Source organism: Curtobacterium flaccumfaciens pv. betae (assembly GCF_026241855.1).
In the GTDB taxonomy this organism is placed as follows: Bacteria; Actinomycetota; Actinomycetes; order Actinomycetales; family Microbacteriaceae; genus Curtobacterium; species Curtobacterium flaccumfaciens.
In genome coordinates this window covers 74,990-86,776 of the sequence record NZ_JAPJDC010000001.1, presented here as the reverse complement: position 1 = coordinate 86,776, position 11,787 = coordinate 74,990, and the positions used below count along the sequence as shown (strand labels likewise).

General features: G+C 71.1%; 13 protein-coding genes. 6 read left to right on the top strand and 7 right to left on the bottom strand.

All coding sequences use genetic code 11. The features are described from left to right. Positions 1-31: 31 nt before the first annotated feature. The gene (locus ORG17_RS00420) at positions 32-1,420 is read right to left on the bottom strand and encodes a purine-cytosine permease family protein (RefSeq protein ID WP_214526565.1); all 1,389 of its coding nucleotides are present in this window, start codon (positions 1,418-1,420) and stop codon (positions 32-34) included. 175 nt (positions 1,421-1,595) lie between these two features. Between ORG17_RS00420 and nucS the strand changes: the two genes are divergently transcribed. The 3 genes from nucS (at position 1,596) to ORG17_RS00405 (ending at position 4,344) form a co-directional block, all read left to right on the top strand. Beyond that, positions 1,596-2,291 carry an endonuclease NucS gene (gene nucS, locus ORG17_RS00415; RefSeq protein ID WP_027466993.1) on the top strand — a complete coding sequence of 232 codons (696 nt, stop codon included), beginning with the start codon at positions 1,596-1,598 and terminating at the stop codon, positions 2,289-2,291. Positions 2,292-2,392: 101 nt separating this feature from the next. Continuing rightward, positions 2,393-3,067 (top strand): HAD hydrolase-like protein, encoded by a 675-nt coding sequence (locus ORG17_RS00410; protein ID WP_214526564.1) that lies wholly within the window; start codon positions 2,393-2,395, stop codon positions 3,065-3,067. Continuing rightward, complete coding sequence (locus ORG17_RS00405) at positions 3,064-4,344, top strand: MFS transporter (protein ID WP_214526563.1); 1,281 nt, start codon at positions 3,064-3,066, stop codon at positions 4,342-4,344. The genes ORG17_RS00410 and ORG17_RS00405 overlap by 4 nt, the downstream gene beginning before the upstream one ends. A gap of 34 nt (positions 4,345-4,378) precedes the next feature. Here ORG17_RS00405 and ORG17_RS00400 read toward each other — a convergent pair whose 3' ends face one another. Together ORG17_RS00400 and ORG17_RS00395 are read right to left on the bottom strand one after the other, a co-directional pair. Then, on the bottom strand, positions 4,379-5,212 hold the full coding sequence (locus tag ORG17_RS00400; RefSeq protein WP_214526562.1) for an SDR family oxidoreductase: 834 nt from the start codon (positions 5,210-5,212) through the stop codon (positions 4,379-4,381). A 50-nt stretch (positions 5,213-5,262) separates the two neighbouring features. Further along, positions 5,263-5,904, bottom strand: a complete 642-nt coding sequence (locus ORG17_RS00395) for a nucleoside/nucleotide kinase family protein (protein ID WP_214526561.1) — start codon at positions 5,902-5,904, stop codon at positions 5,263-5,265. A gap of 54 nt (positions 5,905-5,958) precedes the next feature. Between ORG17_RS00395 and ORG17_RS00390 the strand changes: the two genes are divergently transcribed. The 3 genes from ORG17_RS00390 (at position 5,959) to ORG17_RS00380 (ending at position 7,303) form a co-directional block, all read left to right on the top strand. Then, on the top strand, positions 5,959-6,327 hold the full coding sequence (locus ORG17_RS00390) for a VOC family protein (RefSeq protein WP_111038647.1): 369 nt from the start codon (positions 5,959-5,961) through the stop codon (positions 6,325-6,327). 74 nt (positions 6,328-6,401) lie between these two features. Next, positions 6,402-6,590 (top strand): hypothetical protein, encoded by a 189-nt coding sequence (locus ORG17_RS00385; RefSeq protein ID WP_071404442.1) that lies wholly within the window; start codon positions 6,402-6,404, stop codon positions 6,588-6,590. Between the two features lie 209 nt (positions 6,591-6,799). Further along, positions 6,800-7,303, top strand: coding sequence for a hypothetical protein (locus ORG17_RS00380; RefSeq protein ID WP_214586040.1), 504 nt, complete (start codon positions 6,800-6,802; stop codon positions 7,301-7,303). A 5-nt stretch (positions 7,304-7,308) separates the two neighbouring features. Here ORG17_RS00380 and ORG17_RS00375 read toward each other — a convergent pair whose 3' ends face one another. The 4 genes from ORG17_RS00375 to ORG17_RS00360 all read right to left on the bottom strand — a co-directional run bounded on the left by ORG17_RS00375 (position 7,309) and on the right by ORG17_RS00360 (position 11,643). After that, complete coding sequence (locus ORG17_RS00375) at positions 7,309-7,749, bottom strand: NUDIX hydrolase (RefSeq protein ID WP_111057291.1); 441 nt, start codon at positions 7,747-7,749, stop codon at positions 7,309-7,311. 473 nt (positions 7,750-8,222) lie between these two features. After that, the gene (locus ORG17_RS00370) at positions 8,223-8,813 is read right to left on the bottom strand and encodes a TetR/AcrR family transcriptional regulator (protein WP_027466985.1); all 591 of its coding nucleotides are present in this window, start codon (positions 8,811-8,813) and stop codon (positions 8,223-8,225) included. A 77-nt stretch (positions 8,814-8,890) separates the two neighbouring features. Beyond that, positions 8,891-10,213, bottom strand: a complete 1,323-nt coding sequence (locus tag ORG17_RS00365) for a carboxylesterase family protein (protein ID WP_250892219.1) — start codon at positions 10,211-10,213, stop codon at positions 8,891-8,893. Between the two features lie 131 nt (positions 10,214-10,344). Next, complete coding sequence (locus tag ORG17_RS00360) at positions 10,345-11,643, bottom strand: MFS transporter (RefSeq protein WP_214526558.1); 1,299 nt, start codon at positions 11,641-11,643, stop codon at positions 10,345-10,347. Between the last annotated feature and the right edge of the window lie 144 nt (positions 11,644-11,787).

Sequence of the window (11,787 nt, the reverse complement as noted above, 5' to 3'; positions counted from 1 at the left end):
GACGCGACCGGCCGTTCGGGGAGCGCCCGGGTCAGGCGGCTGGGGTGGCCGGTGCTTTGGCGACCGGGGCCTCGGTGGCAGCCGGCGCGGCCTCGGTCCGACTGACACCGACGCCGCGGATCAGCCCGACCTTGCCGGCGACCACGTAGAGCACGAAGGCGATGACCACGGAGTTGATGGACGGGATGCCGACGGCGACGAAGTACCCGATGAGCGAGGCGATCGCCCAGATGACCAGGGTGGCAGGCACCCAGGTGGGCGAGGTCGCCGGGACGTTCTCGGCGTCGCTCAGCTCGCGGCGCCAGCGCTTCACGACGAAGTACTCCGCCACCATGATCCCGGCGATGGGCGGGAAGACGACCCCGAGCACGGACAGGAACGGTGTCAGGGCCCCGAGGAACCCGACCGCGGCGAGCACCGAGCCGACGACGCCCATCACGAGCGTCACGAGCCCGCGGTTCACCTGCTTGCCGAACACCGCGTCGATGAAGTTCGTGACGCCGAGGCTCGAGCTGTAGATGTTCCAGTCGTTGATCTTGAACGTGCCGAGCAGGATCACGAGGATGCCGACCCAGCCGACGCTCGACGTGATCACGCGGGTGATGTCCGCGGAGCCGACGGCGTGGGCGAGCAGGACACCGGCCAGGCCGATGACGTACTCGCCGAGCGTCACGCCGAGCAGCGTCTGCTTCACGACGTCGCCGACCGACCGGTTGAAGCGGGTCATGTCCGGCGTGATCACCGCACCGACGATGAACCCGCCGGCCACCAGGGTGGTCCCGGCCACGAAGCTCAGCTCCGGACCGGCCGGGGCACGCGCCGCGAGCTCGGCGATCGAGTGCCGGCTCAGCTCGACGATGACCGCCCAGCCGACGAGCACCAGGAACAGCGGCACGGTCACGTTCGCCAGCCACTGCATCGAGTGGAACCCGCGCAGGACGATCGCGGTGACGAGCAGCCCGAACACGAGCGACCACGCCCAGGCGGGCAGGATCGGCAGGATCGAGACGAGGCCGGCCGCCGAGACACCCGACTGGATGCCGAACCAGCCGATCAGGCTCAGCCCGATCGCCAGCCCGACCAGCGCCGAGCCGGCCTTGCCGAAGCCCGTCCAGCGGGCGATGACCGAGGTGTTCAGGCCCTCCTTGACGCCGATGACGCCGACGAGCACCGAGACGATCTCCAGGATCACGGCGCCCAGGGTGATCGCCCAGAAGGCGTCCCAGAAGCTCATGCCGAAGCCGAGCGTCGCACCGAGCAAGAACTGGGACAGGGCCGAGATCTGCCCGAAGCGCTGCACGGCGACCTGGAACCAGCCGTAGCGCGCGGACATCGGGACTCGGCTGAGCGAGTAGTCGTCGACGGCGACCGACTCGGAACGGGGGGTTCGTGGTGCTGACACTGCGGTCTCGCTGGCCATCGTGGCTCCTCGGGGAGGGGTGTCGGCGTGGGCCGATCGGGGTGTCAGCCACGGTAGGACGGCTTCGGTTTGCGGTACATGTGCAGAACGTCGTTACAGGCATGTGAATCCGTGCACGCTGCACGGGCCGCGCGCCTCGTCCGGCCGACGACACCACGCCGGTTAGGCTTCCGGGGTGCGTCTCGTCATCGCCCGGTGCTCCGTCGACTACGCGGGCCGGCTCTCAGCCCACCTGCCGCTCGCGACCCGCCTGCTCATGCTCAAGGCGGACGGCTCCCTGCTCGTGCACTCCGACGGCGGCAGCTACAAGCCGCTGAACTGGATGAGCCCGCCCTGCTCGATCGAGATCACCGAGCCGGACGACGAGCAGTCGAGCGCCGGCATCACGCAGGTGTGGACGGTCACCCAGAAGAAGACGCAGGACAAGCTCATCGTCTCCCTGTACGAGGTCGTGTCCGACGAGACCCACGACCTGGGCGTCGACCCGGGCCTGGTGAAGGACGGGGTCGAGGCGCACCTGCAGCAGCTCCTGGCCGAGCAGATCGAGCTCCTCGGTGACGGCCACACCCTGGTCCGCCGCGAGTACATGACGGCGATCGGGCCGGTCGACATCCTGGCCCGCGACGACGCAGGGGCGAGCGTCGCGGTCGAGATGAAGCGCAACGCCAACATCGACGCGGTCGAGCAGCTCACCCGGTACCTCGAGCTCATGAACCGAGACCCGCACCTGCGTCCGGTGCAGGGCGTGCTGGCGGCGCAGACGGTGGCACCGCAGGCACGAACCCTCGCCGAGGACCGCGGTATCCGCGTCCTCGTGCTCGACTACGACGCGATGCGCGGCATCGAGGGCGGCCACACCCGCCTGTTCTGATCCGCGTCGGACCGTCCGGCCTGGAGGCACGGCACACCCCCGCCCCGCCGCCGACGGATCCCGGATGGTCGCCGCCACGGCCCGGCTAGGGTGGACAGGACATGACCAGCCCGTTCTCCGCCATCCTGTTCGACCTCGACGGCACCATCAGCGACTCCGCGCCGGGCATCCTCGAGAGCCTGACGCACACCTTCCGCACCGTCGGCGTCCCGGTGCCGGACCACGACACCCTGATGTCGTTCGTGGGCCCGCCGATCATGGACACGTTCCGGGTCGCGATGGGCATGGACGAGGAGCTCGCCGACCGCACCCTCGCCGTCTACCGCGAGCACTACTTCTCGCACGGGGCGCTCGACTCCGAGATGTTCCCGGACATCGACGTCGTGCTGCGCACCCTGCACCAGGCGGGGCTGCCGATCTCGACGGCGACGAGCAAGCCGGAGACCCCGGCGACCTACATCCTCGAGCACTACGGGCTCACCGGGGACATCGACATCATCACGGGTGCGAGCGACGACGAGGTGCGGTCGAGCAAGGCCGACGTCGTCGAAGAGGCACTGCGACGACTCGAGGCCCACGGCTTCGACATCAGCCGCCCGGTGCTGATCGGCGACCGGAAGCACGACGTCGAGGGCGCGACCGTGCACGGCGTCCCGGTCGTCTTCGCCGAGTGGGGCTACGGCTCCCCCGACGAGGCCGAGGGCACCATCGCCCGCGCCGCCACCCCGCTCGACCTGCTGCCGATCCTGCTGCCGTCCACGACGCCGTCCGCATGAGCGGCGACGTCGTCCGGCGGGGGCTCCGCGGTGCCGTCTGGCTGCTGCCGGCCGCCATCGTCCTGATCGCACTGAACTTCCGCGGTCCGATCGTCGCGACCGCCCCGGTCATCAGCGACGTCCGCGCCGACCTCGGCCTGACCGCGACGATCGCCGGGCTGCTGACGACGATCCCGGTGCTGTGCTTCGCCCTCGCGACGCCGTTCGCCAGCTGGGTCATCGCGAAGGCCGACCCCGAGCGCGCGGTCTCGCTGTCGCTCGTCATCGTGCTCGCGGGCACCGTCGTGCGCTCGCTGCCCTCGTCGGCGGCGCTGCTGGTCGGCACCGCGGTCATCGGCATCGGCATCACGATCGGCAACGTGGTGATCCCGGTGGTCATCCGGCGGGACACCTCACCGGAACGAGTCGGCCTGGTCACCGGCGTGTACACGTCGGCGCTCAACGTCGGGTCGATGATCACGTCGCTCGGCACCGCTCCCCTGGCCGCCCTGTGGGGCTGGCCGGTCGCGATCGCGATCTGGGCGGTCTTCGCACTCATCGCCGCCGCTGCCTGGACCTACGCGGTCGGTGCTCGGGCCGCCTGGCGACGCCCGCTGCCGTCCGAACGGGACGAACCGCTGCCCGTCACCGGCCCCATCGACCAGGTGCTCGACACCGGGGCGATCCGGACCGCCCGCGCCGCCGAGGCCGCACGGGTCGCCGCCGCCGAGCCCATCCGACCGGCACGACGGCTCATCACCTGGGGCCTGACGCTCGCCTTCGGCGGTCAGGCGTTCTCGTACTACGCCCTCACCGCGTGGATCCCGACGCTGCTGCACGACGAGATCGGCTTCTCGAAGGCGTCGTCGGGCGCGAGCTCGTCGGTGTTCCAGATCCTGGCCGTCGTCGGGGCGCTCGGTGTCCCGCTGCTCGCGACCCGGTGGCGTCCGGCGGCGATCATCGCCCTGGTCGGCACGCTGTGGCTGGCGATGCCACTCGGGCTGCTGTTCGCCCCGCAGCTCTGGTTGCTGTGGTCGGTGCTCGGCGGCGCGGCCCAGGGTGGCGGCATCACCGTGATCTTCATCGTGATCGTGCGGATCGTCTCGAGCGACGCCGACGCCCGCCGGATGTCCGCGTTCGTGCAGGGCGGCGGGTACCTGCTCGGCTCAGCCGGGCCGCTCGTCGCCGGTGCCCTGCACGGTGCGACGGGGACCTGGACGGCACCGCTGCTCGTCGTGCTCGTCGCGGTGCTCACCCTCGGCGTCGTCGGGACGTTCGCCGCGCGACGGGTGTCCTGACCGAGGACGTCGGCACGGGCACCGCGCGCGCGGGTCAGCCCGCGGCGAGCACCTCGCGCAGGGACATCGGCTGACGGCCGGTGATGCGTTCGACGTCGCCGGACACGTGCGCGAGCGCCCCCTCGGCGATGGCCGTGTAGGTGCTCACCCAGGCGTCGGCCTGCCACGGCTCCGGGTTCCACCGCGCACGTGATGCGTACGCCTCGTCGAGGGTCTCCGGGTGGTAGCTGACCGTGCGGCCGCGGACCTCGGACACGATCGTCGCCGCCTGGGCGAGGGTGATCGCCTCGGGGCCGGTGAGCTCGTACGTCTGGTCGCGGTGGGCGTCCGGGTCGTGCAGCACCGCGGTCGCGACGCGGGCGACGTCGGCACGGGCCACCGCGGCCATGGCACCGTCGCCGGCCGGGCCGCGGATCACGCCGTCCTCGCCGACCAGGTCCTCGACGAAGTCCAGGTAGAAGCTGTCGCGCAGGAACGTGAACGCCATCCCGCTCTCGCGGATCGCCTGCTCCGTCGCCCAGTGGTCGCGTCCGAGCGTGAAGGTCGCGTCGGGAGCCGCGCCGAGGAACGACGTGTAGACGACGTGCCGCACGCCCGCGTCGGCCGCCGCCGCGACGAACGCCCGGTGCTGGTCGAGGCGGTCCTGGGCCTCGGCCGCCGAGACCATGAGCAGCACCTCGACGCCCTGCAGCGCCGCTCGACTCGCGTCGGCGTCGGCGAAGGTCGCGACGGCGACCTCGGTGCCCGGAAGCTCCGGCGCACGCGAGGCGTCGCGCACGAGCATCCGGAACGGCACGGCGTCCGCGGCGAGTGCCGCGCTCACGGCGCCCCCGATGTTGCCGGTCGCTCCGGTGATGGCGATGGTCATGGTCGCTCCTCGTGTCGTGTCGTGTCGTGTCGCGTGGTGGTGGTCGGTGGTCACGTCCACACCGTCCTGGAGGCCCGGATCACCGTGGGCGCGACCCTCGCGGCGTTCACGCCGTCCACCTCCACCGCCCACGCGCGGGCGGCGTCGTGGTCGCGGCCGTGCCGCATGTGCCGGCCGACCAGGCGGTCGAGCCGCACGTCGTCGGCGACGGCGCAGAACCAGGTCTCGGTGAAGAGCGCCGGCAGCGCCGACCACGGTGCCGTGTCGTCGAGCAGGTAGTTGCCCTCGGACACCACGAGTCGGGCTGCGCGGGGCACCGCGATGCTGCCGGCGACGGGTTCGTCCACGCGACGGTCGAAGTCCGGCGCCCACACCACGTCCTCGTCGGCGGCGACGAGTCGGCGGACGAGCGCGACGTACCCGTCGGCGTCGAAGGTGTCCGCCGCACCCTTGCGGTCGTGCCGGCCGAGGGCGTCGAGCGCCGCGTTCGGCAGGTGGAAGCCGTCCATCGGGACCTGCACCGCGGTGCCCGCACCCAGGCGGTCGTCGACGGCGGTGACGATGCGACGGGCGAGCGTGGACTTGCCGGCACCCGGTGCTCCAGCGATCCCGAGCACGGTGCGGTGGCTCGAAAGGGCCAGTTCGACGGCGCGCTCGACGGCCTGGTCGACGGTCGTGCCGGAGTCGCTCACGGCTTCATCCTCGCAGAGCGCACCGACGCCGGGCCGCGGTGGTTCACTTGCCGCATGGTCGATGCGACGAAGGCGTTCAGCGGGTTCTCGGTGCGCGACGTGCCCGAGGCGAAGGCGTTCTACGAGGACGTCCTGGGGGTCGAGGTCACCGAGGACCACGGCATGCTCTTCCTGCAGCTCGGCGGCGGACACCAGGTGCTCGTCTACCCGAAGGGCCCGGGTCATGAACCGGCGGCCTTCACGGTGCTGAACTTCCCGGTGCCGGACATCGACGCCGCGGTCGACGAGCTCACCGCGAAGGGCGTCGTGTTCCTGCAGTACGAGGGGATGACCGACGACCGGGGTGTGAACCGGAAGGGCGGCCCGCTCATCGCCTGGTTCACCGACCCGTCGGGCAACGTCCTCAGCGTCATCGAAGAGTGAACATGTTGTATTCCGAAAGCTCGCGTCGGCGCTGCTGATCGTCCTACCGTCCTCTCACCGACGAGAGGACGGCCATGACGAAGGTGCTGGGACGGCATTGGACCCGCGAGGGGCTCCTCGCCGAGCGCGAACGCGTCCGCGCAGAGTGGAACCTGGACGAGCGGGAGTTCGCGCCGACCGAGCAGTGGCGCGACCTGTTCATCGACGAGTACCTCGCACAGGACTGGCTGGACAGCATCTCGTTCCTGCTCGGTGAGCGATGACTGAGGTGTCCGATGGAGCCGGCCAGCATCACGCAGCCGTCGCCCAAGAGCTCCTGGACTCTTCCCTGCCCGGGCACGGGGTGCAGATCGACTACGAGCTGGATGTCCCCGATGGAACGATCGTCGTGCAGCCTGCCGCTGCGTCAGGAACGACTCCACCGGTCCGCCTGAACATCGGCGGCGTTCACACCGCCAATGTCACACTGTCGATGCGGTACCGATGGAAGAGTCATCTCGAGGTCCTCGAGCTGAACGAGAGCCGGTTCACCCTCTTCCTGGTCGACGAACGACAGCCACTCGTCCGCTTCGAGTTCCAGGAAGCGTTGACCGCCACTCCGCAGTCGCACTGGCACCTGCACGCCGAGCGCGGCGCGTTCAGTTCGCTGCTGGCCAGAGCCCGCGACCACGGTTCCGGGCAGCGTGATGCGGCGAGGTTGTCGTCCTTGCACTTCCCGCTCGGCGGCCCGCACTTCCGGCCGAGCCTCGCCGACGTGGTCGAGTTCGTCATCGTCGAGTGCGGCGTGGACGCGTTACCGACGTGGCGGGAGGCCGTGCACGGGTTCCGGAATCGTTGGCGCCGTGAAGAAGCTGCTGCGACCACGCGGCAGTTCCCGGCTGAGACAGCACAGACGCTCCGCAGCCTCGGGTGGGGTGTCCAGCCTCCTGTGCCCGCCGACGTCCCATCGCAGTTCGCCGTCCTGACGGCCGGGTGATGCGATCAGCGGGACAGGGCACCCGCCCAGCCGAGGGCGATCGGCACGAGCAGGCCGTGGCGGTGGTGCGGGAGCTCGGCGACGGGGATCCACCGTGACTCGTCGGTCGAGCCGTCGAGCTCGTGCCGCAGGGCTCCCCCGGTGACGGTCGCCCGGAACACCACCTGCACGGCCTTCATCGGCCGGCCGTTGGCGTGGATGCGGCGTTCGGCGGGGACGATGTGGTGCCGGACCCCGAGCAGGGCACCGGCCTGGGCCTCGTACCCGGTCTCCTCGCGGATCTCGCGCACGACGGCCTGTTCGACGGTCTCGTCGAACTCGACCCCGCCGCCCGGCAGCGTCCACGTGCCCGCATCGGGGTGGCGCAGCTTCGCCAGGAGCACGCGGTCACCGTCCGTGATCACGCCGTAGGCGGCGAGCCGGGTGTCGTAGTCCGTGTACTCCATGGGCCGACCATGCCAGGTGGGTGCACCGACGTCTGCCAGCCGCGCCGGGCCTCCAGCCGTGGACCGGGGTGGCTCGGACGCTCCACCAGCCCGCCGACCGGTCACGACCCCCCGCGTCCCGCACGCCGAGCGGTCACAGACCGTCGGCCCCGCCGCCCGCGAACGACGAAACGTGACCACGCGAGGCAGCACGTGCGGTGTGTCGCGACCACCCCGCGGGCCGGGAGGCACGAGTCGCCGCCGCCACGGGCCTCCCGGCCGTCCGGCGCGCCACCGGGACGTCCACGCCGACGCGCGGTCAGGACACCCCGATGGCTGCCCGCCGAGCGGTCACGAACCGTTGCTTGCGGCACCGCCAGACGCCGCAACACGACCACGCGACGCTGCACGCGCGGGGAGTCGTGACCGCTCGCCGCTCGAGGCCCCGGGCCCGCATGGTGCCGACCGGACCCGACGTGGTCGCCCGACCCGGATCAGGCGTCGACGCGTGCCGCCGCCCAGCCCACGCGCATCCGGGCGACCGCCCGGTCGAAGGCGCTGAGCGGCTCCCCGTCGTCGCGGATGACGGACTGCAGCTGGAGCCCCTCGTACAGGGCCATCAGCTGCTCGGCGGCGTGCCGGGGCGAGGCGCCACGGGACTCCCGACCGGCGACGACGTCACGGACCAGGGCGAGGGTGACGTCCTCGAACGCCCGCGTGTACTGCGCGCGGAACCACCCGGCGGCGGGGTGGTCGGGGTTCGAGGCGGCGCTGAGCACCGCGACCCGGAGCCGCACGAGGGCCGGGTCCTCGACGCCCGCGGCGAGCCGGGCTCGCAGGTAGGCGACCGTGCCGTCCCGCTCCGCGATCGGCCAGAGCTGGCGCCGGCTGCCGTTGTTCCACTTGTCCATGACCGCGACCACCAGGAGTTCCCACGTCGGGTACGCTCGATGGAACTCGTCGGCGGTGACCCCGGCGTGCTCGGCGACCTCGTCGGGCCCGACACGGTGGAAGTCCCCGGCTCGGTAGGCACTGATCGCCCCGGCGACGATGCGTGCGCGGAGGTCGACGTCGGTCGTGGGCATGCTGACGATTGTGCGGGGCCGGTCAGCGGCCCGCGACCGCCAGTTCAGGGGGCGCGGCCACCGTCACCCGCTCTGGGTCAGCCGCGGTCGAACGTCAGCGTCTCGTCGTCGGGGGCCCGGACCTCGCCGGTGCGGGCGAAGTCGGCCCAGATCGCCCGGAAGGCCCGGCCGCGGCGCTCGACCTCGGGCCAGTCGCGTTCGGGGACGAACCGGGTGCCGGCCCAGGCCTCGCGGCCACCGAGCAGCAGCGGCAGGTCGCTCATGTGCACGGCTCCGGTCGGGGCGCTCGTGACACCGCGGTGCAGTCGGTACGAGGTCGCCCGGCCGCCGGCGCGTCGGTGCCGTTCGGTGAACCGTCGGGCGTCGCGCCCGTAGATGACGTCGGACAGCGGACGGACGACCCACCACCGCAGGGCCGACCGCAGCACCCGCGACCGGGTGACCCGACGCAGGCCGGGCACGAGCGGCACGTACATGCCCGCCTCGTCCGAACCGGACCCGATCAGGACGTCGACGTCGGGCGCGACCCGGCTCCACGCGACGTCGAGGTCGCGCTCGTCGGGCAGCGGTGCGAACCCGTACTGTGTGCCGAACGGCATGCCGGCGGCGAGCCCGTACGGCGCGGCGGCCCGGGTGCCGAGCGCCTGACGGTCGAGCAGGTCCTCGAGCGGGGTGTCGGCGTGCACGGTGCCGACCGCCCGGACCATCGCGCGGTTCATCCGTGCCCGACGGCGGGACAGCCCGAGCGGAGCGCTCTGGATGATCGCGCGGCGGAAGAGCCCGCCGGCGCCGGCGCTGATCATCAGGTGCGCGGCCGCGTCCCCGCCGGCCGACTGCCCGAAGACGGTGACCAGGTCGGGGTCGCCGCCGAACGAAGCGATGTTCGCGCGCACCCAGCGGAGCGACTCGACCAGGTCGAGGAGCCCGAGGTTGGCCGGGATCGTCTCGCCGTCACCGAGGAACCCGAGCACGCCGAGCCGGAACGTGACCGACACCACGATCACGCGCTGCTCGGTCACCAGGTCGCGGGCGTCGTAGATCGGCAGGTCGCCACCGCCGATGACGTACGAGCCGCCGTGGATCCAGACCATCACCGGCAGCTGCTCCCCCGGACGGACGTCGGCGGGCAGCGTGATCGAGAGCCGCTGGCAGTGCTCGTCGACCTCGATGCCCTGGATCGGGTTGAGCAGCAGGTCGACGAACTCCTCGTGCGGCTGCGGTGCGACCGGCGACGGGGTCGACGCGTGCAGCTCTCCCGCGAACGGTGGCATCGGTTGCGGCGGAGCGAACCGTTCGGCCTGCGCGTACGGGATCCCGAGCACCCGCACCACGTCGCCGTCGACCGTCCCGACGATGCGGCCGGCGGGGGTGTCGAACGGGGCGGGCGTGGCGTCGAGCATGTGGGTCACGCTATCGGGGCCCGCTGACGCAACCAGGCAGACGGACTGGAGGCCCGTGGCGGCGTCGCCACGGGCCTCCAGTCCTCTTATTGTCGCGTTGCGCGACGGATGGTCGCATTGCGAGACGGGCGCTACCGCACCCGCTTGATGGGGATCACGACGAGTGCGCCGATGATGGCGATCGCGCCGGCGGCCCAGCACATGAGCGTGTAGTTGTCGGCGGCGTCCCCGGACCCGATCTTCAGGAAGAACAGGGCGACGGCCGGGGCGAGCGACTGCGGCAGCGCGTTGGCGATGTTGATGACGCCGAGGTCCTTGCCGGGACGGTCCGCGTTCGGCAGGACGTCGACGACGAGTGCGGTGTCGATCGCGGAGTAGATGCCGTAGGCGAAGCCCATGATGACCTCGGCGACGTAGAAGCCGTTGACCGTGTCGGCGTGCGCCAGCACGATGAGTCCGACCGCGAACATCGCCGTGGAGCCACCGACGAACACCTTGCGGCGACCGAGCTTGTCCGAGGCCCAGCCGGACAGCGCCGCACTGACCAGCAGCGCGATCGTGTAGAGCAGCACACCGAAGGCGACGGCGGCCGTCGCCTCCTTCGCGCTCTCGATGCCGAGGTGCTGCTCCATGTAGAGCAGGCGGTACGTCGTGAACATGAAGGTCGCGAAGATGATGAGGAAGCGCGACCACCACGCGAACGCGAAGTCCGGGTTCTTGACCGGGTTCGTCCAGAACGACGCGATGAGGTTCAGGAACGTGAACTTCTTGAGCTTGTAGGTGGGCAGGTCGTCCCGCGCGACGACGGCGTACACGGCGACCAGGATGATCGCCAGAATGCCGGGCGCGATGAACAGCACGGGCAGGTTCGCGACGAAGAAGACCGACAGGTAGGTACCGGCGAGCACGGCGATGTTCTGCGCGAGCGCGATGATGCTCGAGGACCGGCCGCGCTGCAGCTGCGGCACGTTGTCGGCGAAGCTCGCGAGCAGGGTGGCGAGCGTGGCGTTCGCGGCGAGCTGGGCGAGCAGCCAGGCCAGCGTCAGGTTGAGGACGTCGGGCGAGTAGGCGATCCACGCGAGGGCGATCGCGAAGACCACGACACCGCTGAGCAGCCAGGGGCGACGACGGCCCCAGCGCGTGCGGGTGCGGTCGGACAGGGCACCCGCGAGGGGGTTCATGATGAGCGCACCGAACGCGCCGATCGGCAGTACCGAGCCGATGACGTTCGCAGCGTCGTCGCCGACCAGGGTCTGCGCCTTGAGCTGCATGCTCACGTAGACGGGCGCCATGAGCGCGACGAAGAGGCCGAACTGCCCGAGGAACAGGGCGATCTGGTAGCCGATGCCCACCTTGACCGTGCTGACGGGCTGGGTGATGCCCTCTTCCGGGTTGAGCAGTGCCGGGCTGCCGGGTTCGGGTGTGCTCATGACGCCTCCTTGAGTCGATGAAAACCTTGCATGACAAGGTTTTTCCGACGCGAGCATACATCGACACGTGTTGTCTGCAACACCGGTCGCGTCCCGGGCCGTGATGCGCGGGCCGTCCAGGCCGCGTCACACGGGGCAGCAAAA